This is a genomic window from Arthrobacter sp. V1I7 (assembly GCF_030817015.1).
Classification (GTDB): domain Bacteria; phylum Actinomycetota; class Actinomycetes; order Actinomycetales; family Micrococcaceae; genus Arthrobacter.
In genome coordinates this window covers 111151-134052 of sequence record NZ_JAUSYS010000002.1, presented here as the reverse complement: position 1 = coordinate 134052, position 22902 = coordinate 111151, and the positions used below count along the sequence as shown (strand labels likewise).

The following is a 22902-nucleotide window of genomic DNA, read 5'->3' as shown; positions in this document are numbered from 1 at the left end:
ATGGCCGAGTGCGTTCCCCTGGATGTCATCTGTCAGGGCGGCAATGCGGTTTCCGGGATGCTCGACGACGCCATTGGCAATTTGGCCAAGTCGATCACGGAGGGCATGAGCCAGATGGTGACGACGCTCTCCACTTTCTGGGTGTCCATGCCCACGGCCAACCTCGCATCCCAGGACGGGCTCACCCCCACTCCTGTGGTCGGGTTCGTCAATTCGGAACTGGGCTACTGGACGCTGGCTTTGGCGGTATTGTCGGTCATTCTTGGGGGTACCCGGATGATCTGGGAGCAGCGCGGGGCGCCGTTGAAAGACCTGCTCCGGTCCCTGCTGACCCTGACGTTGGTGTCCGGGCTCGGGCTGGCGGTGATTTCCATTCTGGTGATCGCTGCCGATGCGTTCTCGGCCTCGATCATTGACCGGGCAACCGACGGCAAGGGCTTCGCCCACGCGATGGCCATCCTGGTGATGACGAACCAGACCGGCGTCGGGGTCTTCATTCTGATCATCCTGGGCCTGGTGGGTTTGCTTGCCTCGCTGGTGCAGATCGTCCTCATGATCGTCCGCGGCGGCATGCTGGTGATCCTCGCCGGCATCCTGCCGACCACGGCTGCGTTCACCAACACCGAGATGGGACGCCAATGGTTCCAGAAAGCCGTGGGCTGGACCATCGCCTTCATTCTCTACAAGCCCGCCGCGGCCGTCGTCTACGCCGTGGCCTTCAAGCTCATGGGATCCTCGGGCGGCAACGTCCTGCTGGGATCCATTACCGGGTTCGCCCTCATGATTGTCGCGCTGCTGGCGCTGCCGGCATTGATGCGCTTCGTCACCCCGATGGTCGGAGCTGTCGCTTCCGGTTCCGGCGGGGGAGCAGGAGCGGCGGTGGGAGCCCTTGCCACCGGTGCCGTCTCGATGGGCCGCTCGGGGAGTGGGCGCGGCAACGCATCGCCCACACCGGGCAGCCAACTCGGCCAGAGCGCCAGCGCACAGGGCAGCAAGGGCACAGGCGGCAGTAACGGCGGCAACGGCAAACCCACCCCTGGCTCAACGGGCCCCGGAGGGGCGCCCGTCAAGGGCACCACCGGAAGCGCCGCCACCGCCGGGGCAGGCACCGCCGGGGCAGGCACCGCCGGCTCAGTCGCAGGAGCCGGCGCGGGCACCGCCGGTGCCGGGGCCGCGGCGGGAGCAGCGAAAGCCGCCGGCCCGGCCGGACTCGCCGTCGCCGCAGGAGCACAAGCAGCGTCCAAGGCCTCTCAGGCCGCACAACAGACCGCGCAGGATTCAACCGGGGAGGGCCCCAGTGGCAGCAATTAATACCGAATACAAGGAACCGTCCTACGGCAACTGGCGCGTTCCCCGCTCCGCAGGGCTGGGAAGCCTGGGCGCGATCGGCACCGGCATCGTGATGAGCGGTCTGTTGGCCGGCATCATCACCTTCGCGTTTCTTGGCCTGCTGCCGGGCCTGAGCGTCCTTGCCGTCGCCGGGCTGCTCGTGCTGCTGCTGAGCCTCAAGGACAAGCACGGGCAGTCCACCGTGGACCGGTTCGCGACGCGGATGAACTTCCGGCTCGCCCGTTCCGGCGGGACCAACCTCTACCGTTCCGGCCCGCTCGGGGTCACCGGGTGGGGCATGTTCCAGCTCCCCGGCCTGGCCGCGAAGTCCCGGCTGTACGAGTTCAATGACTCCTATAACCGCCCGTTCGCCATGCTTCACGTCCCCACCACGAACCACTTCACCGTGGTCTTCTCCACCGAACCAGACGGTGCGTCCCTGGTGGATCCGGAACAGGTCGACGCGTGGGTGGCGAACTGGGGCGGCTGGATCGCCGGACTCGGGGATGAAGCCGGGTTGGAGGCCGCGGCCGTGACCGTGGAGACCGCCCCGGATTCCGGTTACCGGTTGCGCAACGAGGTCGAAATGAACATCCACCCGGGTGCCCCGGAGGCCGCCAAGGCGATCCTCCGCGAGGTTGTCCGCACCTATCCGGAAGGCTCGGCCACCGTCCGGGCCTGGGTGTCCCTGACCTTCAGCGCCGCGCTGCGCTGCGGATCCCGGAAGCGCGAACCCGAAGATGTCGCCCGCGACCTGGCATCCCGGATCCCCGGACTCGGTGCCCGGCTGCAGGCCACCGGCGCCGGCATCGCCCGGCCCATGTCCGCACAGGAACTCTGCGAAGTCGTCCGGACCGCCTACGACCCGCCCGCGGCATTGATCATTGATGAAGCCCACGCCGCTGGATCCCCGGTCGCCCTCACCTGGGGCGAAGTCGGCCCCTCCGCGACGCAGGCAAGCTGGGATGACTACCGGCACGACGGCGCGTTCTCTGCCTCCTGGACCATGACCGGCGCCCCCCGCGGATCGGTGAACTCCTCCGTTCTTTCCCGGCTGCTGGCCCCGCACGGGGACATCGACCGCAAGCGCGTTTCCCTGCTCTACCGTCCGATGGATTCGGCCCGGGCCGCCGCCGTGGTCGAGCGGGATCAGAACAACGCCAACGTCCGCACCACCTCCGGGAACCGGCCCAGCGCCCGGGCCCTGGTCGATGCCCGCTCCGCCGCACAAACTGCCCAGGAGGAAGCCCAGGGTGCCGGGCTCGTGAACTTCGGCATGGTCATCACTGCCACTGTCACCGACGCCACCCGGCTTCCGGATGCGGTGGCCGCGATCGAGCAGACCTCAGGTACCGCCCGGGTGTTGCTGCGCCGGGCCTACGGCTCGCAGGACACCGCCTTCGCCGCGTCCCTGCCGCTCGGGCTCGTGCTGCCCAGGCACATCCTGCTGCCCACCGAAATCAGGGAGGCCCTGTAATGCAGAAGCTCTTTCGACGGCAGAAGAAGAATTCGCTCCTTGACGGTGTGGAATCCGAAGCCCGTGACCGCCGCGTGGCCACTGGTCGTCCGGCCCGGTTGCGTGTCCCGGGATCCCGCGGCTGGGGCGGCCGTGGGGGCGGGGCTGCCGCACTGGTCCCGGCGGTGCGTGAATACCGTGGGACCACGGTGCAGGTCTGCGGGCTGTGGCCGTTTTCCTCGGGCACGTCCTCGCCCATGATCGGTGTGCCGCTGGGCCGGCACGAGGAAACACAGGCCACTGTCTGCTGTGATCCGATCAGCTGGTTCCAGCGCGCCCACCTGATTTCCAACCCCTCCGCGTTCGTCCTGGGCAAGCCCGGTCTGGGGAAGTCCACGCTCGTGCGGCGCATGGTGCTGGGCCTTTCCGGCCAGGGCGTCCATCCCCTCGTGCTCGGGGATTTGAAGGGCGAACACGTGGACGCCATTAGCGCCATTGGCGGGCAGGTCATCGAACTCGGCCGTGACCGCGGCTACCTGAACATCCTCGATCCGGGACAGGCCATTGAGGTCGCCCAGCTCCTCGAGGAGCGCGGCCACCACGAAGCTGCCGTCCGGGTCCGGGCCGACGCCCACGGCCGGCGCCTGAACATGGTCGTTTCCCTGATCACGATCAGCCGGAACAACCCGCCCACGGATCAGGAACAGACCATTTTGGACCGTGCCCTGCGCGTCCTCGATGAATCCTTCGACGGTGTTCCGGTCCTGAAAGACCTGCTCGACGTCATCATCGCCGCACCGGACGAGCTGCGCCAGGTCGCGCTGGACCGCGGGGATATGACCGTCTACCTGCAGGAAACCCGGGCGCTGGAAGCGACCCTGCTTGGCCTGACCGGTGGCGGGAAACTCGGGGAAGTCTTCTCCCGGCACACCACGAACCCGATGCGGCGCGACCGGGCCGTGGTCTTTGACGTCTCCAGCATCGATGAGACCGAAACGGACCTGCAGGCCGCCGTGCTGCTGGCCTGCTGGTCCTACGGCTTCGGCACCGTCAACGTCGCCAACGCCCTCGCCGACGCGGGACTGGAACCGCGCCGGAACTACTTCGTCGTCCTCGACGAGCTCTGGCGGGCACTGCGCGCCGGCAAGGGCATGGTCGACCGGGTGGACGCCCTGACCCGGCTCAACCGGTCCGTCGGTGTCGGGCAGGTCATGATCTCCCACACCATGTCCGACCTGCTCGCGCTCCCGGCAGAAGAGGACCGGATGAAAGCCCGCGGCTTCGTCGAACGCTCCGGCATGGTTATCTGCGGCGGGCTCCCGGCCTCCGAGATGCCGCTGCTGACCGCAGCGATTCCGCTCTCGCGGCAGGAACAGCAGAAGCTCATCTCCTGGCAGGACCCGCCCGCCTGGGACTCCCGCGGCGGCGACGTCGAACCCCCCGGACGCGGGAAATTCCTGATCAAGGTCGGCGGCCGCCCCGGGATCCCCGTCCAGATCGGCCTCACTTCCATCGAGGCGACCCTGAATGACACCAACAAGCGCTGGCGTGCACCGGCAGAAACCCTATTGCAGGTGCCAGCTAAGATGCGGGAAGAAGGTGCGGCATGAGTGCTCCGACCCGTAAAGGCACAGGGCTCGGCGATGGGCTGGGGATCTGGCTGGCCATCGGCGCAGCTGTCGTCATTGGGGGCGGCAGCTGGGTCGCGGCCCATCTCGGATCCTGGATGGCCGGTCTTGCCGCGCCCCCGGCCCACCCGATTGATCTTGTGGCCGGGCTGGTCAAGGGCCGGGTGCCCTGGCCGGTCCAGTCCACCATCGTCGCCTGCGTGCTCCTCGGAATATTGATTGCCCTGACGGTGACCGTGTTGGTGATCCGCTCCGGAACGGCGCACAAGCGCACCCGCGTGGATAAGGCCGCCGCCCACATGGGCCGCGGCAAAGACCTCGATCACCTGGGCACCAAAGGGGCCACCGCCACGGCCGTGCGGCTTGGCGTAGAGAACTCCACGGGTGTGCGGCTTGGCCGCAGCGTCGCCGGGAAACGCCCGCTGTGGGCGTCCTGGGAGGACATGCTGATCCTCATCGCCGGTCCCCGCACGATGAAGACCACCTCCTACGCCGTCCCGGCAATCCTGGACGCACCGGGGGCAGTGATCGCCACGTCGAACAAGCGCGACATCGTGGACGTCACCCGTCCGATCCGTTCCGAGGCCGGTGAGGTGTGGGTCTTTGACCCGCAGGCCGTCGCCGAAGAAGACCCTTCCTGGTGGTGGAACCCCCTGTCCTATGTGAAGAACGAAGCGACGGCCGGGAACCTGGCCCAGCACTTCGCCAACGGCTCCCGGGAACCCGGGACCAAGCCGGATGCCTACTTCGACCCGGCAGGGCAGAACCTGCTCAAAGCCTTCCTGCTCGCCGCCTCACTCGACTCGGCCCCGGTCACGCAGGTCTACACGTGGTTGACCCGCCCGCACGACGGGGCCCCCGCAGAACTGCTGAGGACCGCAGGGTATGACCTGCTCTCGGACATGGTGATGGGCCACATCCGGGAACCGGAGAAGCAGCGGGCCGGTGTTTATGGCACCGCCCGGCAAATGGTTTCCTGCCTGACCGACCGCGAGGTCAGCCAATGGGTGGCCCCGCTGCGGGACATGACGGTGGCCACCGACCCGCGGCCGCAGTTCGTCCCCGAAGAGTTCGTGCGCGGCAAAGGCACGCTCTACAGCCTCTCCCGCGAAGGCGTCGGCACCGCCGGCCCCCTCGTCACCGCCCTGACCGTCGCCGTCGTCGAAGCGGCCGAGAAGTACGCCACCTCCCAGCCCGGCGGACGGCTCGCGACACCTCTGCTGGGGATCCTCGATGAGGCCGCGAACGTCTGCCGATGGAAGGCCCTGCCGGACCAGTACAGCCACTACGGCTCCCGCGGGATTATCCTCATGACCATCCTGCAGTCCTGGTCCCAGGGCGTGGAAGTCTGGTCTCTGGAAGGCATGCGGAAGCTCTGGTCCGCGTCGAACGTGAAAATCTACGGCGGCGGTGTTTCCGAAGTCGGCTACCTCGACGAGCTCTCCCGCCTGATCGGCCAATACAGCTACATCAACGTCTCCCGCAGCCACAGCAAGAACGGGTCCTCCTCCTCACGCCAGGAGAACAAAGACGAGATCCTGTCCGTCGCCGACCTGACCGCACTGCCCCGGTTCCGAGCCATCCTGCTCGCCTCCGGAGCCCCGGCAACCATGATCGAAACCATCCCCTGGATGAACGGCCCCCCACGCCCAAAAAGTCAAAGACTCCCTCGCCACCCAGGAGTTGGTCGATCGCGAGCCTGTTGCCGTTCCCGCGCACAACCCCTGGACCGACGGTGACACGGCGTGAGTGAAGAATTCGGGGACGCCTTCGGCGACGAAGAGGCCCAGCCCACACCGAGCGGTCACAGCCCTGCCGAGCCCGAATCGGAGCTGGTGTACTCCAGCGCCGTGGAGTTCTTCACCGAGCTCCTGGCCCAGTCCTACGTCCGGGAAGTCAACGAAGGCGCAGCCTACGCCTGGTGCCCCGAGTGGTACAAACACCCCGAAGCCCTGATTCGAATGGAAGCCATCTGGCGGGCCTGGGAACACTTACGGCTGGAGCCCGCCCTCGGCATCAGCACCTGGTGGCTGAACCACGCCGACCCACACATGCGCATCCTCATGGACAAGGAAGGCCCGTTCAAAAAATGCGCCTACGACGGACACAAGCGCCCACGCACGACCGACCTTGCGCGCCCTACCGCACACCGCGCCCGAGGCCCGAATTTTCTATTAGGTGAGAGCTTGAGGGTGTGTGCTAGCGGCGCAAAGAGGGCTAATTTCTGACGACCAGGCCATCAAGTACCAGGTCCGCGTAGGCCACACCGACTGCCTGGGCGCTGGCTGGCGCGTTCTTCGGATCGAACCACCGACTCGTCCACGCAAGCAGCCCGAAAATTCCATAGGCGATAACGGAAGCCGGCGCATTACTCCGGAAGACGCCCTCTTTCATGCCATCTTCCACGGTCTGAACGACGATCCGCTCGTATTCCCGGTTGATGTCGCGCATGGACCGGGCCCAGGTAGCGTCGCGCCCCTGCATTTGGCTCAGGTTCTCCTGAATATACACGTACAGGAAAGGATAATGTCGCTCATATGACTCCATTAGTTCCACCATCAGCGTGCGGAGCTTTTCCTTGGTCCCGAGATCAGAGTCTCTGATCTCCCTTGCTCGCTCAAGGTTCGCCCGGACGGGATCGGAGACGACGCCGTCGAGTAGCTCAACTTTGCTGCCAACGTAGTAGTAGAGGTTCGCCCGGTCCGTATTCATAAAGTCAGCAATGTCCGAAAGACTCGTGCCACGGAAGCCTTGCTTCTTGAAAACATGGCCAGCCGCCTCGAAAATCTGCTGACGCCTTTCGTGGTAAGAAACGTTTGAGGTCCCCATTTGAGCGGCTCGTCTTCGACGGCCAATTCCGCTACTCATAGGTCTCTCCATTCTTCATCTCGGCCGGTCATGACTCGACACTGTACAGGCAATGTTGCGTGGTAAGGACGAAGATGAAACCCCGGAACTGCTGGGGGGGCGTAGGGTGCGTCTCCCAAATAGGCGGACTCTTGGCTGGAAAACTTTGGAGCGTGCCGCTCGTGTTCAGGTTGTTACTAATGATCAGTGGGCCCGCGTTGAGCCGTTCTGCCGCGTTCTGATGTCCGGCGCGGGCGCCGCTCCGGAACCACCCGTCAGGTCGTCAAGGGCATCGCTTACCGGTACCCGTGCGGAATCGCGTGGCTGGACCTGCCGGAGCAGTCCGGTGGGTGGCAGACCGTGTGGAAGCGCCACCGTCGTTTCGCGGCAGAGGGGCACTGGGACCGGGTCCACGCTGTGCTGCTGACCCACGCCGACGCCCCGGGAAATCGACGGAACCGTGTCGTGGACACCAGGATCAACCGCGTCCACCAGCACGGAACGAACCTTCCCGCAGTACAGGGGGATCCGCTGAATTACCAGAATCGCTGGACCGAGCCTTACGACCACTCCTTCGGCCCTTCCCGGGGCGGGCTGTGCGCGAAGATCCATCAGGCCTGCGACGGGAACGGCAGGCCCCTGGCATTCATCATCGGACCGGGCCAGGGCTCGGACTCGCGGATGTTGGCCCACGTCATTGGCCATCAACGTCTCGCGCGCCCCGACGCCTGATGGGTGACAAGGGCTAGTCCTCCATGGCCATACCGTGAGTTGTTGCGGGCCCGGAAAATCAAGACCGTCATTCCCGAGCCCAGGGTCCAGATCGCCAACCGCAAACGCGAAGGCGCCCGCGGCGGCCGCCCCGTGGACTTCGACCGCGATGCCCACTAGGGCCGGTCCATGGTGGAGCAGTCCTGCAACATCTTCAAACAATGGCGCAGCATCGCCACCCGATACGACAAGGTGGCCATCACCGACCGCTCCGGGGCCGCCGTCCACGCAGTGCTAGGTCTGCGCCACTACGGCTCGTACTGCCGCCCAAGCCCTAGCACTGCGTTCTCCACCGGTAACCCGCGCCGGCCCGCCGCACTATGCCCCGATCAGGCGGAGGAGTCTGGCGTGGCAGGGCCTCCGTCGGAGTTGCAGTTTCCTCGTACGACATGCCTCGGCGGGGTGCTCCGACATCGTCGGGTGCGGGCGCAGGGGAGGATTTCTTTCGCTACTCTATGATCTGTACTCGACGTGCAGTCGCACGGCGCCCTCCTCGTTCATCCAACCTGATGCAGCCGCGTAGTCGATCATCGCGTCGAACTGCTTGATCCATTCCGGAGTTGCAGCCATGCCCCTGGCCAGGGTCACGATGTCATTAGGCTGGATGAATACATGTGCGTCGCCCACCCATTTTCCGAGGCGGAGGGCCACTTCAGGACCTTGGAACGCATCTCCTGCAATGACAAGCTTCAACGCCCGGAAGTTTTCTGCATCGAGCAGACGCGGCAACAAATGCCCGTGGCTCGGATCGATTTCGATGTACATCGTCGACGGCTCCTTTGGAGGGACGTTCGCGGCAGGAATCTGGGTATGGACGCCTCAGCCGCGGCCAGGGAAAGTTTCACCGAAGCTTACGTATGGATGCTGCATTAAGTGGCGTTTGCGTGTCGGTTCCCGCCGTGCCTGCGTCACAGCGGGAACCCACCGAACGGAGGCTAGTGGATCGTTGCCTCTTTCTTGGACCGCGCCTCTCGTAGAGCGCTCTCGTCGGCGTGCTTGGCACTGAACGCCTGGATCGCAGCCCAGTTCTCTGCGGTCCTCTGCTCGCGAACAGAGCGCGTCCACTTCTCGTTCGCCTGCAGCCGGGGCAGCGTGCCCTGGAACTGAGGCATCACGTAGTTGGCGAAGAGGTGGTAGTGGTACTTTTTCGCGTCCCAGTTGGCCCAGTTGTGGTCGAACAGCAGCATCGTCCCGAAACCACCGTTGGATTGATCCCACAATCGCTCGATCTGGGCAATTGCATCCCTGTACGTGCCGATCACTCCGGTGCCACTCTCAATCACCCATTCAATGCGTTCCTTGGTGGTCGTACCCTGAACAGCCATCTGCGGAGTTGAGGCCGTATGCTGCAGATAGTCGCACCAAGCATCGATCCCAAAGGCCACGTCCTTGATCGCTTGATCCTTGGTCTCGGCGATGTGGAATGGAGCGACCAGGCGCCATGAACTACGGTCAGGCTCATGACCGAACTCGTGGGCGCGCTCGGTAAGGGTCGCCCAGTGGTGGGCCACTGCGTCGAAGCCCCCGGCGCTCGTCGCACCGATCGAGATCATGCCCAGGTTATGTTTGCCGGCGAGACGTGGGCCGGAGGGCGACACGATGGCGGCCGTGGCGACCTCGGGGCGCGGGCTCGTGTAACTGTCGAGCTGCAGCCGTGCATCAACGAGCTTATAGCGCGGCGTCTCGATAGAGATAGGTTCGTCGTTGGTCAGCAGGTGCATGAGCACGTCGGTATCCGTCTCAAGGGCGTCGCGTAGCTCGGACGCGTCAAGTCCGACCATATTGGCATCGGTGCTTAGCGCGCCAGGGCCGAGGCCGAGCATCGCGCGGCCCTTCGTGAGGTGGTCAAGGAAAACGAAGCTGTCGGCAACCCATAGGGGATTGTGATAGGGGAGGGACAGTACTCCCGTTCCCAGTCTGATCGTGCTCGTTTGTGCGGCTACGTGAGCAATCATCAGCATGGGATCGCCGATCGGCTCAACGCCACACGAATGGTGTTCGCCGAACCACGCTTCTTCGAAGCCCATGGTCTCTATCGACTTCACGATCTCCACGTCGCGCTGGAGCGAGTAGGTGGGGTTCTGAACAACTGGCACATGGTGCGACGGAAGGAACGCACCGAATTTCAGCCTTCTGCGGGTCATGCAAACTCCTTCGTTCTGATACTCGAAGCTCTGCTCCGTTGCAGAGAACTTCGTGTCCGTCCGCCCGTGAGCGAATGGCGCTGACTGAGAGCATCACACATGTCTATGGCTTGTCAACAGATTTGTTGATACTGGCTGGAGCGAGTCCTTATATGTGACGACGATCATTCACGTGGACCCAAGCATGGGCGCGGCATGCCGCTGTCTGCGCCTGCGGGGCAGATCAATATGACGTCTCATTTCGGCCATTGGTGCAATTTTTGAAGACGCCGGCCGGCCCCCTCACCCCATGCCGGCGAAGGCTCCTGTCGTAATTGCTTAGCCGAAGTTGGAAAGTCAACAAGACTATTGACTCGCTTCGAGAGAGGCTATAGCTTTTCAACATTAGTGTTGAGGCGCATCAAGGTGGTCTCGGCGATGCCTTGGCTTTCCTAGAGAGGGACACATTGAGGCGCTCCGGTTTATCATCACTGCTTGGCTGCGCACAGTTCTGATTCTGTCCGGGTACTCCGCGGCCGGTGACGTGCCGACGGTGTAGTCCGTAGCGTGAAGTTGAGCGGATCGTTCCCCACATACCGACAGCGGCGGTAGGCGAACATCTAACAGTTCAGCCTGCATTCAAGAAGCAGCGGAATCTCTGAGTGACGAACGATTTCACGTCTGAAAAAAGGAAACCCAAATGACCGTGCAAAAATTCGCGACCAAAACATCGTCCCCGGGTGATCGCGGCACAATCCTGATGAAGCCAAATGACCCCATTACGGCTGATGAGTTCAAGTTGGCCTTCCGAAACTACCCCGGGGGCGTTGCCGTCATCACGGCTGACGCCGGGGACGGCCCTGTCGGGCTCACGGCAACGTCGGTCACTTCGGTGAATCTCGACCCTCCATTGCTCATGTTCTCCATATCGGACCTGTCGTCGAGCACTCCGACCATCCGCCGTGCCGACACAGTTGTCGTGCACCTGCTTGGTGCTGATCAGCTGCACCTTGCAAAGTTGTGCGCGACGAGTGGCATTGACCGTTTTGAAGACACCTCACTTTGGACCCGGCTCGCAACGGGTGAGCCGCTGTTCCGATCCGCACACACATGGATTCGCGGTTCCATCGTGAACACCCTGGAGGCGGGCGCATCCACGATCGTTGTGGTCCAGGCCCAGGAAGCTTCAGTTTCAGTTTCAAGCCCAGCGGACAACACCGAGGAGGAAGCCCTCGTGTATCACAACCGCGCGTGGCACGCTCTCGGGCCCCACTCGAAGATCGAGTGAAGTTCGCGGCCTGTGTCGGCGGCATCTGATGCGTGCCGGCGCTTGAAGCCATGTCAGCGACGCGTACCCTGCACCGCCCGGCCATCGCCCGGCTGTGGGAACCGCCAGAATCCCAATCGTGCCGTTCTTGGCCCAGGACGTGGATTCCGGCGGGTCGTTTGCTGTGGCCGCCATAGCGGGGCCGTCATTGCCGGGCACATGATGGAGCACGTGAGTCAGGGTCGTTATTGCATAGGTGGCACAACACCGTCGGCGATTTCTTTCCAGGACATTCTAGAGTCGGCGAAAAGGTGCTTGAGCTAACCCCTTTACTGTTCCGCTCACGCATCACCCAATCCTAGAAAGGGCATTCGAGTTATGGACTTCGATTACATCGTTGTGGGTGCTGGCGCGGCCGGAGCGGTTCTCGCCAACCGGTTGTCAGAGAATCCGAAGAACAACGTTCTCTTGTTGGAGTACGGTCCGGGGGACTGGAACCCGCTGCACTACATCCCCAAAGGCTTCTTCTTCACCCTGAATGGTGACCGGTACACGTACCACTACAAGACCCAGCCGATCCCCGGGACCGCGTCGCCGGAAACCTGGACACGGGGGAAAGTGCTAGGGGGATCTACGACGGTGAACGGCATGATGTACAGCCGCGGCTCGAAGACCGATTTTGACGCGTTAGAAGCACATGTCGGAGCCCAACAATGGGGTTGGACGAACGTCCTTGCCGCATACCGCACACTCGAGGATCACCAGCTCGGTGCATCCGAGCTGCGGGGCGAAGGCGGCCCAGTCGGAATCTCGATCGGCGAACGCAGCGAGCAGGTCACGGATGCATTGATGCAGGCCGGGCAAGCGGTAGGTTGGCGTCGCACCGATGACCTGAACGCCGACGAGGACGAGAGAATCGGGTTCACCCCCTCGACAGTAAAGAACGGACGACGCGTCACCACCGCGAGTGCGTTTCTGCATCCTCTCCGCGGCCGCAGAAATCTCATCGTCCAGGCGGATTCACGGGCCGGTTACCTCCTGTTCGAGGGCAAGCGAGTGGTTGGGGTGCGCGCCAGCCATCGTGGGGCCGTTCAGGATTTCGTGGCTCGGCGGGAAGTGATCGTCTCGGCGGGCACTATCGAATCCACTCTGCTGTTGGAGCGTTCCGGCATCGGGAACCCGGAGGTGCTGCGGTCTGCCGGTGTCGGGGTGGTCGCGGAGAGCCCGAACGTGGGGGAACGGGTGATTGAACAACACGGGGTTGCTATGCAGGTGAAGTTCAAGCAGCCGATCGGTCCGACGACCGAGCTTAATTCGCTCCCGAAGCAAGGCATCCAAGGGGTCAAATACCTTCTGACACACAAGGGTCCGTTATCGACCGCCGGGTATGACGTGACCTCGCAGTTCAAGTCGACACCGGATGTGGATCGTCCGGATATCGCGGCGGCATGGGTGCCGTTGGCGTTGGATACCTCTTCTGCGCCGATGAAGCTTGCTAAGCATGGTGGCATCTTGCTGATGGGCTACCAGTTGCGACCTGAAACTCAGAGTGCCATCCATATCACCGGTGGGCTCCCGCAGAATCTGCCTATGATCAGCCCACACTATTTCGAGACCGAAATAGACCGGAAGGTAACCTCGACGATCCTCGATCACGGAAGAGAAGTCTTCGCCCAAGGCCCCCTGGCCGATTTGATCGCCGAGGAAGAATATCCGGGCGCAGCGGTCTCCACACCGGAACAGGCGCTTGCGTACGCTACGAATACAGGGGCGACTATCTATCACGCGGTAGGCGCGAACGCGATGGGTCCCAACGACGATGACGTAGTCGATGCCGAGCTCCGGGTTCGAGGAGTCGAGGGTCTGCGCGTCGTGGATGCGTCCGTGATTCCGTTCCAGCTTTCAGGCAACACGGCGGCGCCCACTATGGCCGTTGGCTGGATTGCCTCGGACCTCATCCTCAAAGCCAACTAGATGGATGGTGTTTTTGGAGATCCGGCCGTTGGTGGCGTTCCCGGCGCTACCACGAACATTTCCAGGTTCCTCAGATCGACCCGGAATCGACCACAGGGAGCTTCGTCTGGACGGTGAGCTGGCGGGAAGCCGTCGAGACCTTACGTCAGTGGAGTGCGCGCCAGATCAGCTCGTCCGGTCCCGGGGTGTCGTACTCATGGAAGTACGCTGCCAATTGCCGCAAGGACTCCGGGGGAACCGGTTCCAGGCCCCTTGGAAAAACCCAGACGCTCGTTGGTAATGCACCCATAAGCTCGTCCACAAGATCATCCGGAATGGAACGCGGCGCCAGGACGGCCGCCTTCTGCCTCAACGGCGCACGACGCATTGCCGGCGTCTCCTCCAGCGGGCTGCGGTGCGCGAGCCGAGCCAGACGCTCCGGACTCTCCGGCACCGGGTCCACCCCGGCCGGCCATCAAAGCGGCATGGAAGGCATAGAACAAGTAAGAACGGCCTGCGCGTGATTGATCGTCGCCGGCGGAGACCCGGCAGCCAACGGGCACCCCCACTAACCGAAAGTCGTTTGGCCCCGAACCTCAGTAAGTGACCGTTTCCGAGCCTGCTTTTGCTCATTCACCCACGGGGCCCTCTCCTCAGCGGCGACCATGGTCGCGCTGGGCTCCTCCAAGTCTCAGTCGCTGCGCTAAACCGACCGACAAGCTGCTGGTTCCCGGGGCAGGATATAGCAATGAGGGACTCAGCAACCATGGCTCTATCCGGGGTCGAGGACGCTTCACCAAGGGGCGGGCTACCAGAAGCAGGGCTCCGGCCAGGAGCCCGGGTGAACGTGACAAATACCGCTTCCGTTCACCCGGAACTCTTCCCACGCGGCAGCCGTTAAGCCTGCCGCCCAGTCCGGCCGGCTGGCAGTTCCTCTGCCGGAACATGCAAACCTGTGTTGATCCGGACACGGATTTCGTCGTAGCTAATCTCCCCGGTTGGAGCTTGTCCCTGCCGGGAGAACGAGAAGTTCAGCAGGGTACCCACGTAGCACCCCAGGAAGCCAAGCGGTACTGACACCAGCGCCGGGTTGGTGAGAGGGAATGGTGCATTCGCTCCCATTCCGGTTGGTCCCAGCATGATTAGTCCCACCGAGGCGACGAGTCCCGTGAGCATCCCGGTGACGGCGCCTGAGGTGTTGAATTTCTTCCAGTACAGCGTCAACAGGATGACGGGGAAGTTTGCACTCGCCGCGATAACAAGGGGCACCGCCACCAGAATGGCGATATTCACGTTCCGCAGCCCGAGCGAGAGAAGGATGGCCAGGGTGCAGACGAGAATCGAGGTGATGCGGCCTGCCCTAAACTGCTCCCGCTCGGTCGCCTTGCCTTTGCGGATGATGTTGTTGTAGATATCGTGCGCTATGCCACCCGAGGCTGCGATCACCAGTCCAGCCATGATTGCAATGATCGTTGCGAACGCAATTGCTGAAACATACGCCAGCAGCATCGTTCCACCTAGCGCTCCGGCCAGCATGGGGGCAGCCATGTTTCCTCCTTGGCCCTCATTGGCGATAGGGTCCCGGCCGACAATCAATGCCGCCCCATAGCCAATGATCGGAATGGTGACTATGGCAATGACCGTGGTCCACACCAGGTAGGCCGCAGAACTTCGAGCGGCCTTAGCATCACGAACGGTGAAGAAGCGGATGAGAACATGCGGCAGGCCCGGCACTCCAAAAAAGAGCGCCATGCCCAGTGACAACGCGCCGAGACCCGCCATAAGGCCGTGCGGCGGTGTAAGTGCTTCGGCCCCAAGTCGAGCGGAAGTCTCGTTGAAGACAGCCACAGGGTTGAATTCAAATCTCACCAACACCAAGAATGCCAGCACGAAGAAGGCCGTTAGGAGCAGTAATGCCTTGACGAGCTGGATCCAAGTGGTGGCCATCATGCCACCCACAGTGATGTAAATAGCAATAAGAATTCCGATGGCGATAACCGAAAAAACGTAATTCGCCCCAAGCAGAAGCTCAAGGATCGCGCCCGCACCAACAAGCTGGGTAATGAGATAGGGAACGCTGATCACGATGGTGGTAAAAGCGGCCACCGAGCGCACTGCCGTCGTATTGAAGCGGCTTGTGAGCGCGTCGCCGACCGTGTATCTGCCAAGGTTCCGCAGCGGCTCCGCTATGAGGAAGAGGAGGAATAGAAGGGCCACTGCGCCGCCCACCATGAGATAAAATCCCGAAAAGCCAACGAGTGCTATAAGCCCCGTATACCCAAGAAAGGTAGCCGCAGACAAAAAGTCCCCGGAGATCGCCAGGCCGTTCTGCCAGCCCTTGATCTGGCCGCCCGCCACATAGTGACTGCTTGCATCGTTGGTTTTCCTTGAGGCCCAAATAGTGATCCCGAGCGTCAAGGCTATCAACACTGCGAAAATGACGATGGTAGGTGTATCCGCGCTCATCCAACTCTCCTTTCGGTGGCTTCTGCAAGTGCTTGCTGGGCGAGGTCATCCCATTTGGATGCCTGCCGCCGATACAAGGAAAGCAGTATCAGCATCAATGGAAACTGTGAAAAGCCGTAGACATAGGCCAAGGGCATCTCGCCGATGGTCGGTGCATCCAACAATGTCGTGAAACCGCCCAGAATCGGCCATGCCAGATAGAAGACCGAGAAGAAGACCACCGATGGAAGGATGAAGGCCTTTTTCTTCTTCATCAGTTCCTGGAATGCTGGAGCTTGAAGCACGTCCTGCCAGCGAGGAGCGTGGTCAATGTCCGTTTGGAGACGATGCGGCACGGTCACCCCCTCATTCCCGCTAAATGTCGTATTATTCTGGTGCATGGTGCCTCCGATGATTCGGTTTTGAGAGGTTTAAATGCCGGACCGCCGCAGCTCTCTCGGAGCACCTAAGCCGGATTTTCCGGATCTTTTACTGGCGGGGTCAGTGGCAATTCTTTGATGAAATTACTTCGACATGACTTTTTGAATAAAACGATGTTGTCGCCGTCAACACCGGTGGACTCCAGGGTGGCGGGTTGACGGATCGACAGTCACCACCTCCATCCAAAGGCGTTCCTTTGGCGGCGAGAAGGCTTCCCGGTGCGTGCGTCTCCTGCCCAGCATCTCTCGTGCAGCTTGTCCCAGCTGGTCATACGGCGCCTCAGGCATCATTGGTGCCTGATTCATGCCACCTCCTTGCGAAGTTTGAATTAAGATAGCTTACTGGACGATTAGTAGAAAATATACCTCACGCGGGTTGCATGATTGCGTCTGAGCAAATGGACCCTGGGGCCTGAGCGCGCGGTGAGTTCGATACGGTTGCGCCCATGCCGTTGGCTTGCGGGACGTTCCGGTATTTGCATACTGCCAACTGGCGGAAAGCGACCTTGGCAGTGAGGAGAAGAATCCCGGCGCTGTGATCGCGAACGTGGCTAGTGAGTTCGTTGTGGACCTACGGATGGCGGCCGGCGACTTCCGCTTTTTGGGCCGGGTCCACGAATCGGTGTGCTCTAGTACCGCCGCAAGGCGTCGTCGAGCTCCGGTGTTGCCTGCGAATAGGGCTTGCGGCCCGGTCCCTCAAAATTTTGCTGGTCGTATGTCTTGCCCCTACTGTGATGTCCGCCCGCTCAGAAGTCCGTCTCTTTGCTTACATTGTTGCCACGCCGCCTGGTTAGATGCGACCCGGTCCTTGACAGCCTCCCCAACGGCCATTACGGTGCTTATTGATCGCTTAGCAAGTCCCTGAACCCGCCAAGACAACGTGGGAAACGCAGAGTGGTGAACGTCCGGTTACTTGCCGGCTAGCCGGGCGATATGCCTTCGCCACGATTCCCTCGTAGACAGGCAGCTAGGTTCAAGCGGGACCAGTCAAGGCTAAGTGCTCCTGCAGGATGCCCGTCTCGGTGCGCTAACCGTTAGGGAGACGGGCATCAAGGGATGCTGGCGGTGGCCGTGCGGGAACGGAGCACGTCCTCACTCACTGAAGACCGCGGGGGCTCCACATCGGTGACCCCAGGGTTGCAGTTTGCAGGACGGGCCAGCGACGTAACCGGGGCACACAGGAATCAACAATGAGCCCACCCGACGTTGAGGATCACCTTGGCCGATACGCGCGCCACCAAACAATTGAGGGAGACTAAAAATGAGTGTTCCACCGGTCTTGGATAGCAGAGACGCCTTCGAAAACCTGTCCCAGGAGAACCGCCGTTTCGCGCCCTCGGCTGAGTTCGCGGCGAATGCGGTGGTCACCGAAGCCGACTACGCGGACGCAAACGCGGACCGTCCCGCATTCTGGGCGAAGCAGGCCCGCGACCTCCTGAGCTGGAACAAAGACTTCACCCAGACGCTGGACTGGTCCACGCCTCCCTTCGCCAAATGGTTCGTCGGCGGAGAGGTCAACGCCGCCTACAACGCCCTGGACCGCCACGTCGAAGCCGGCAACGGAGACAGGGTCGCCATCTATTTCGAGGGCGAGCCCGGTGATACCCGGACGTACACCTACGCGCAGCTCACAGAAGAGGTGAAGAAGGCCGCGAACGGGTTCGAATCCCTGGGCGTGGCCAAAGGTGACCGTGTCGCCGTGTACCTGCCCATGATTCCCGAGGCCGTGATCACGCTGCTGGCGTGCGCCCGGATCGGCGCCATCCACTCGGTGGTGTTCGGCGGTTTCTCCGCCGACGCCCTGCGCTCCCGAATCGACGACGCCGAGGCCAAGCTCGTGGTCACCGCGGACGGCACCTACCGCCGGGGCAAGCCCAGCGCCCTGAAGCCGGCCGTCGATGAGGCCCTGGCACACAACGGCCATACCGTCCAGAACGTCGTCGTCGTCAAGCGCAACGGCCAGGACGTGGACTGGCACGAGGGCCGCGACCACTGGTGGGCGGACACCGTGGGAATGGCCTCCCCGGAGCACACCGCTGTGGGGCACGACTCCGAGCACCCGCTCTTCATCCTCTACACGTCCGGCACCACGGGCAAGCCCAAGGGCATCCTGCACACCACCGGCGGCTACCTCACCCAGACCGCCTACACGCACAAGGCGGTCTTCGACCTGCACCCGGAGACGGATGTCTACTGGTGCACCGCCGACGTCGGCTGGGTCACCGGGCACTCCTACGTCGCCTACGCCCCGCTCATCAACGGCGCCACCCAGGTCATGTACGAGGGCACCCCGGACTCCCCGCACCAGGGCCGCTGGTGGGAAATCGTGGAGAAGTACAAGGTCTCCATCCTGTACACCGCCCCGACCGCCATCCGCACCTTTATGAAGTGGGGCAAGGAGATCCCGGCCCGGTATGATCTCTCCTCGATCCGCGTCCTCGGTTCGGTCGGCGAACCCATCAACCCGGAGGCCTGGATGTGGTACCGCGAGGTCATCGGCGCCAACGCGGGCAAGAACGGCGAACGGAAAGACACCCCGGCGCCGGTCGTGGACACCTGGTGGCAGACCGAAACCGGGGCGCAGATGATCGCCCCGCTGCCCGGCGTCACGGCCACCAAGCCCGGCTCGGCCCAGGTTCCGCTCCCCGGCATCGCCGTGGACGTCGTGGATGAGCTCGGCGAGTCCGTGCCCAACGGCCACGGCGGCTTCCTGGTGATCCGCGAACCGTGGCCGGCCATGCTGCGCGGCATCTGGGGCGACCCCGAGCGGTTCAAGGACACCTACTGGTCCCGCTTCGAGACCATGTACTTCGCCGGCGACGGCGCGAAGAAGGACGAGGACGGGGACATCTGGCTGCTGGGCCGGGTGGATGACGTGATGAACATTTCCGGCCACCGGCTCTCCACCGCCGAGATCGAGTCCGCACTGGTCAGCCACCCCGCCGTGGCGGAAGCCGCCGTCGTCGGAGCAGCGGATGAGACCACCGGCCAGGCCGTTGTCGCCTTCGTGATCCTTCGCGGGGATGCGGTGGACTCCGGCGACGAAATCGTCCAGGAGCTCCGCAACCACGTGGGCAAGGAAATCGGTCCGATCGCCAAGCCCAAGACCATCCTCGTGGTGCCCGAACTGCCCAAGACCCGCTCCGGCAAGATCATGCGCCGCCTGCTCAAGGACGTCGCCGAAGGCCGCGAGGTCGGCGACGCGACCACCCTGGCCGACAACACCGTCATGGCCCAAATCGCACAGTCGCTGAAGAAATAGCCCCCCGCAGGCCCGACGACGATGCCTCCCCAAGATTCCTGGAAGGAGATGGCGCTGCCGAGGACCCTGAACCGCGGCCAGGCGGCAAACCCGACGCGAACGAATGGTCGAGACGACGCCCCATGCCTTGGTTGCCTCTATGGTGCTTGCACCGGAGCTCGGAGATGACCCGAAATCGCGGTGCCACGGGATGCGCTAAGTTGACAGGCCGGTACCGTCATGCCCCGGTCTGGGACCAGCGCGGCCGTGTCGCCGGTGCGACCGCCCCAACTGTGCAGGGTGCCTTTCCAATTGACCCTTGCACAGTCTTTCCTTAGATCGCCCTAAATGACTGTGGTTGGGCGGCAGAGCATTTGGTCCATGATTAACCGGGTCATCGCTTCGAGAATATCGGCCTGATCCAAGCGACCGTCTGGCGAATACCACTCCACCACCCAGTTGATCATGCCCAGAATCGAAAGCCGAACAAGCGTTGGATCGCCGGCCGGGATCTCCTTCTCCTCCATCGCCCGCCGGACAATTTCGGTAAACAGGTGGTCATATCGGTCAATCCTGGACTGATGCAGGTCCCGATACTCCGGCTCCAGAAAGCGGCGTTCACGGAGAAAGACGGCGACTGCCTTCTGGTTATTAAGCACAAAATCCAAGTGGTTTTCCACGGCTCGGCGAAGCTTTGTCCTCGGATCCATCTCCGCCGCATCAATCTCTTCCAAGCGTGTCAGAAAGTTGGCCATACCTGTCTCAAGAACGCGGAACAGAAGCTCTGGCTTTCCGTTGTTGATGTGGTAGTAGAGGCTCGCGGTCGTCAGCCCCAGCGCCTGCGCCAGATCAGTCAGTGACGTACCGTAATAACCCTTCTCGGCGAACAACTCCGTCGCAACGGCGATGAAGGCCCGCTCGGTGGGCCGCGTGGACCGGCTCCCGACGTCTTGACTTTTTGGCATGACGTCAACCACTCCTAAGGTAACTTACTAACCGTCTAATAGAAATCGTAGCGCACTGTCCGCCCGCCGGTCTCGCACAACCCCGCCGATTTTTTGATGGGCCTTAACCTATGGGTGTCCGAGACTCCTGCGATGGCACCCCCAGGTCGGCGGCTTCCGAGGGGGACGCGAGTGCAGGGGCACTGTTCTGAAGATCTGCACGCAGCGCCAGGCCGTACTCCCGAGGATCGAGCTCCAGACCGTACCGGGGCTTATCCGGATACAGCGAAGCCATCCGGCGTTGTTCTGCCTGAAATGAGGCCCGCATCTTGTCTTCGCCGGGCAGCTCGATTCGTCCCTGGACGAGTGCGGCGAGCCACCTGCATTGGATGTCCATCATCCGGATATTGGCCCCACCGCTGACGTCGAACAGGCCGACGAAATAGAGCCCCTTCCAGTGGGGGTGAACCATCCTTCGGTAAAGGTCGATGCGGTGGCCGACCACCGGGGAGAGTTCGTCGGTGAGGAAGGGGAGGTCAACCTCATAACCGGTTGCAGCAATGATGGCGTCGTAGGAAGCCGAACTGCCGTCGGCGAAGCGCACTTCGTGGCCTTGGACTGCCGTGACGCCGGGACGCACGTCGATGCGGTTCCAAGCGATCTGGGAAATGATCGTCGGGTGGCTGGCCGGATGCGTTCGTATCTTGGGCGTTGAAAATCCCCATTGCTCCATCGATCCGTGGACGAGCCGGGTGACGAGTTCCCGAATTCTGCGCCTGAGCAGCCATGGAACCCACGGCCGCTCCACCTTAGCCAAGACCCGGGAAAGAGGCACACCGAGCACCATCCTCGGCATGATCAGTACGGGTGAGCGCGCCGAAATGGTTGTAGATTTTGTCACCGTGCAGACGTCAGCCGCAATATCAAGGCCGCTGTTTCCGGTGCCGATGACCAACACGTTCTTGCCCGTGAAGGGTTCAGGGGTGCGGTAGTTGAGGGAATGGAGGTACGTCCCGGTGAAATCCTTGGCGAACGGTGGGTCGGTCGGCACGGCCTGATGCCCGTTGGCAACGACTACTTGGTCGAAGACATCGCTCGAACCGTCATCCAGCGTGACCTGCCATGTCGGGTCTTCTGCAGCATCCATTGGCTCAATAGCCGTGACCTTCGAATTGAACCGGATACGGCTGGTCACACCAAAACGCTCGGCATAGGCTTCCAAGTACGCCCGGATTTCCTCGTGAGAGGGAAACAGAGCCGAATCCTTCGGCAAAGGGAAGTCCCGATAGCCGGTCACTTTGGCTTCGGAGTTGATATGAAGTGAACGGTAGGCCGGGCTTCGACCGCTGTCATTCTCATAGACCCACAGGCCGCCCACATGAGAGCCCAGCTCAAACACAGTGACATCCTGGTTGAGCGCAATGAGGTGTTTCGCGGCGCACAGCCCGGCCGCGCCGGCGCCGATTACAGCGATACGTTTGGGGTTAGAACCCATGTCATTTCCTGCCTTCAGATTGAATTGCGGAGCTTGCAGTTGCCAGGGCACGACGCAGGGCCGCCAGTCGGTTGCCACGGGCCGTCTTGGCCATATCGGCCCCCGGGGCGATCTGATCAAAGCCGTGATAGGCGCCGGGATACACGTGCAGCTCCAAGGGAACCCCACAATTTGCGAGCCGTTGCGCCAGTTGGATGTCCTCGTCGAAGAATAGGTCCAGGTCTCCTACATCCAGATACGTCGCGGGGAGGCCGGACAACTCCGTCTCTCGCGCCGGCGCAGCGTAGGGCGAGACATCAGAGCCGCCGACATCTTCGCCCAGCAGATGCCGCCAGGCTTCCAAATTCGCGGCGCGGTCCCAGACGCCCAAGTCCACAATTGCGTGCGAAGACGGTGTGGCGCTGCGGTCATCTAGCATCGGATAGATGAGCATTTGATACGTGAGCCGGGGTGTCCCGCGATCCCGGGCCAGCAGGGAGAGGCCGCAGGCAATTCCTCCTCCTGCACTGACGCCGAACACTGCCAGCCGGCCGACGTCCACGCCGATTTCCGAGGCTTGGGCCACTAGCCAGACGAGGGCGTCGTAGCAGTCTTCGACTGGTCCGGTGCCGGGATTTTCCGGGGCCAGGCCGTACCCAACGGACACCACTGTGCAGCCCACGTCCACGGCCAGAGCTGCTGCGTACGCGTCGTCCGCAGCGATGCTGCCCATCACCATGCCCCCGCCGTGGATGTAAAGGATCCCAGCCGACGGGGGCACCAAGGCCTGAGGCCGGTAGACCCGTACGTCCAGACCGGGCTTGCCGCTGCCCCGCGAAATGGTGAAGTCCTGCCGCTGCACCCGGGTTTCATCCGGGGCACGACCCGCCGCCATTTCCATAACCTCGGCATGGCGCTGCCTGCGAAGGTTCAAGTCTGGAATTCCCTGAAATCCGCCAGGCCCTATTGTGGCCAGCAGTCCTT

Annotated in this window: 16 protein-coding genes and 1 pseudogene; 9 read left to right on the top strand and 8 right to left on the bottom strand. The window is 62.6% G+C overall.

Annotation, left to right across the window (positions count from 1 at the left end; all coding sequences use genetic code 11):
* The 5 genes from QFZ69_RS23050 to QFZ69_RS23030 are packed head-to-tail and all read left to right on the top strand — an operon-like array spanning nucleotide 1 to nucleotide 6641.
* Nucleotides 1-1311 carry a hypothetical protein gene (locus QFZ69_RS23050; RefSeq protein ID WP_307000748.1) on the top strand — a complete coding sequence of 437 codons (1311 nt, stop codon included), beginning with the start codon at nucleotides 1-3 and terminating at the stop codon, nucleotides 1309-1311.
* Nucleotides 1298-2806, top strand: coding sequence for an SCO6880 family protein (locus QFZ69_RS23045; RefSeq protein ID WP_307000745.1), 1509 nt, complete (start codon nucleotides 1298-1300; stop codon nucleotides 2804-2806). Before QFZ69_RS23050 ends, QFZ69_RS23045 begins: the two co-directional genes overlap by 14 nt.
* Nucleotides 2806-4395 carry a helicase HerA domain-containing protein gene (locus tag QFZ69_RS23040; RefSeq protein WP_307000743.1) on the top strand — a complete coding sequence of 530 codons (1590 nt, stop codon included), beginning with the start codon at nucleotides 2806-2808 and terminating at the stop codon, nucleotides 4393-4395. The genes QFZ69_RS23045 and QFZ69_RS23040 overlap by 1 nt, the downstream gene beginning before the upstream one ends.
* Nucleotides 4392-6152, top strand: a complete 1761-nt coding sequence (locus QFZ69_RS23035; RefSeq protein ID WP_307000741.1) for a type IV secretory system conjugative DNA transfer family protein — start codon at nucleotides 4392-4394, stop codon at nucleotides 6150-6152. The genes QFZ69_RS23040 and QFZ69_RS23035 overlap by 4 nt, the downstream gene beginning before the upstream one ends.
* 6 nt (nucleotides 6153-6158) lie before the next feature.
* Nucleotides 6159-6641: a DUF4913 domain-containing protein gene (locus QFZ69_RS23030; RefSeq protein ID WP_307000739.1), complete on the top strand. Its 483-nt coding sequence runs from the start codon at nucleotides 6159-6161 to the stop codon at nucleotides 6639-6641.
* Here the strand turns inward: QFZ69_RS23030 and QFZ69_RS23025 are convergent.
* The gene (locus QFZ69_RS23025) at nucleotides 6631-7281 is read right to left on the bottom strand and encodes a TetR/AcrR family transcriptional regulator (protein WP_307000737.1); all 651 of its coding nucleotides are present in this window, start codon (nucleotides 7279-7281) and stop codon (nucleotides 6631-6633) included. The genes QFZ69_RS23030 and QFZ69_RS23025 overlap by 11 nt on opposite strands.
* 145 nt (nucleotides 7282-7426) lie before the next feature.
* On the opposite strand from QFZ69_RS23025, the pseudogene QFZ69_RS23020 reads away from it, so the two are divergent.
* Nucleotides 7427-8268 (top strand): annotated as a pseudogene (locus QFZ69_RS23020) (IS5 family transposase); the annotation flags it as partial.
* Nucleotides 8269-8484: 216 nt separating this feature from the next.
* On the opposite strand, the gene QFZ69_RS23015 reads toward QFZ69_RS23020, so the two are convergent.
* Nucleotides 8485-8796, bottom strand: a complete 312-nt coding sequence (locus QFZ69_RS23015; protein ID WP_307000734.1) for a hypothetical protein — start codon at nucleotides 8794-8796, stop codon at nucleotides 8485-8487.
* 170 nt (nucleotides 8797-8966) lie between these two features.
* Entirely contained in the window at nucleotides 8967-10175 is a 1209-nt protein-coding gene (locus tag QFZ69_RS23010) for an LLM class flavin-dependent oxidoreductase (RefSeq protein WP_307000732.1), read from the bottom strand.
* Between the two features lie 679 nt (nucleotides 10176-10854).
* On the opposite strand from QFZ69_RS23010, the gene QFZ69_RS23005 reads away from it, so the two are divergent.
* A complete protein-coding gene (locus QFZ69_RS23005; RefSeq protein WP_307000730.1) occupies nucleotides 10855-11442 on the top strand; it encodes a flavin reductase family protein in 588 nt (195 codons plus the stop codon).
* Nucleotides 11443-11799: 357 nt separating this feature from the next.
* Nucleotides 11800-13395 (top strand): GMC family oxidoreductase, encoded by a 1596-nt coding sequence (locus tag QFZ69_RS23000; RefSeq protein ID WP_307000728.1) that lies wholly within the window; start codon nucleotides 11800-11802, stop codon nucleotides 13393-13395.
* An 876-nt stretch (nucleotides 13396-14271) separates the two neighbouring features.
* Here QFZ69_RS23000 and QFZ69_RS22995 read toward each other — a convergent pair.
* Together QFZ69_RS22995 and QFZ69_RS22990 are read right to left on the bottom strand one after the other, a co-directional pair.
* Nucleotides 14272-15840, bottom strand: coding sequence for a cation acetate symporter (locus QFZ69_RS22995; RefSeq protein WP_307000726.1), 1569 nt, complete (start codon nucleotides 15838-15840; stop codon nucleotides 14272-14274).
* The gene (locus QFZ69_RS22990) at nucleotides 15837-16220 is read right to left on the bottom strand and encodes a DUF485 domain-containing protein (protein ID WP_307000724.1); all 384 of its coding nucleotides are present in this window, start codon (nucleotides 16218-16220) and stop codon (nucleotides 15837-15839) included. Before QFZ69_RS22990 ends, QFZ69_RS22995 begins: the two co-directional genes overlap by 4 nt.
* A gap of 1300 nt (nucleotides 16221-17520) precedes the next feature.
* On the opposite strand from QFZ69_RS22990, the gene acs reads away from it, so the two are divergent.
* A complete protein-coding gene (gene acs, locus QFZ69_RS22985; RefSeq protein ID WP_307000722.1) occupies nucleotides 17521-19521 on the top strand; it encodes an acetate--CoA ligase in 2001 nt (666 codons plus the stop codon).
* A gap of 323 nt (nucleotides 19522-19844) precedes the next feature.
* Here acs and QFZ69_RS22980 read toward each other — a convergent pair whose 3' ends face one another.
* The 3 genes from QFZ69_RS22980 to QFZ69_RS22970 form a co-directional block, all read right to left on the bottom strand.
* Nucleotides 19845-20477 (bottom strand): TetR/AcrR family transcriptional regulator, encoded by a 633-nt coding sequence (locus QFZ69_RS22980; protein ID WP_307000720.1) that lies wholly within the window; start codon nucleotides 20475-20477, stop codon nucleotides 19845-19847.
* Between the two features lie 91 nt (nucleotides 20478-20568).
* Nucleotides 20569-22017: an NAD(P)/FAD-dependent oxidoreductase gene (locus tag QFZ69_RS22975; RefSeq protein ID WP_307000718.1), complete on the bottom strand. Its 1449-nt coding sequence runs from the start codon at nucleotides 22015-22017 to the stop codon at nucleotides 20569-20571.
* Complete coding sequence (locus QFZ69_RS22970) at nucleotides 21941-22813, bottom strand: alpha/beta hydrolase (protein WP_307000715.1); 873 nt, start codon at nucleotides 22811-22813, stop codon at nucleotides 21941-21943. Before QFZ69_RS22970 ends, QFZ69_RS22975 begins: the two co-directional genes overlap by 77 nt.
* Nucleotides 22814-22902: the final 89 nt, after the last annotated feature.

What these genes read in the sequence shown, in the direction of transcription:
- QFZ69_RS23010 (WP_307000732.1), bottom strand. Translation starts at nt 10,175, where the DNA reads ATGACCCGCAGAAGGCTGAAATTCGGTGCGTTCCTTCCGTCGCACCAT.
- QFZ69_RS23040 (WP_307000743.1), top strand. Translation starts at nt 2,806, where the DNA reads ATGCAGAAGCTCTTTCGACGGCAGAAGAAGAATTCGCTCCTTGACGGT.
- QFZ69_RS22995 (WP_307000726.1), bottom strand. Translation starts at nt 15,840, where the DNA reads ATGAGCGCGGATACACCTACCATCGTCATTTTCGCAGTGTTGATAGCC.
- QFZ69_RS23000 (WP_307000728.1), top strand. Translation starts at nt 11,800, where the DNA reads ATGGACTTCGATTACATCGTTGTGGGTGCTGGCGCGGCCGGAGCGGTT.
- QFZ69_RS22990 (WP_307000724.1), bottom strand. Translation starts at nt 16,220, where the DNA reads ATGCACCAGAATAATACGACATTTAGCGGGAATGAGGGGGTGACCGTG.
- QFZ69_RS22970 (WP_307000715.1), bottom strand. Translation starts at nt 22,813, where the DNA reads ATGGCGGCGGGTCGTGCCCCGGATGAAACCCGGGTGCAGCGGCAGGAC.
- QFZ69_RS23035 (WP_307000741.1), top strand. Translation starts at nt 4,392, where the DNA reads ATGAGTGCTCCGACCCGTAAAGGCACAGGGCTCGGCGATGGGCTGGGG.
- QFZ69_RS23015 (WP_307000734.1), bottom strand. Translation starts at nt 8,796, where the DNA reads ATGTACATCGAAATCGATCCGAGCCACGGGCATTTGTTGCCGCGTCTG.
- QFZ69_RS23005 (WP_307000730.1), top strand. Translation starts at nt 10,855, where the DNA reads ATGACCGTGCAAAAATTCGCGACCAAAACATCGTCCCCGGGTGATCGC.
- acs (WP_307000722.1), top strand. Translation starts at nt 17,521, where the DNA reads ATGAGTGTTCCACCGGTCTTGGATAGCAGAGACGCCTTCGAAAACCTG.
- QFZ69_RS23025 (WP_307000737.1), bottom strand. Translation starts at nt 7,281, where the DNA reads ATGAGTAGCGGAATTGGCCGTCGAAGACGAGCCGCTCAAATGGGGACC.
- QFZ69_RS23050 (WP_307000748.1), top strand. Translation starts at nt 1, where the DNA reads ATGGCCGAGTGCGTTCCCCTGGATGTCATCTGTCAGGGCGGCAATGCG.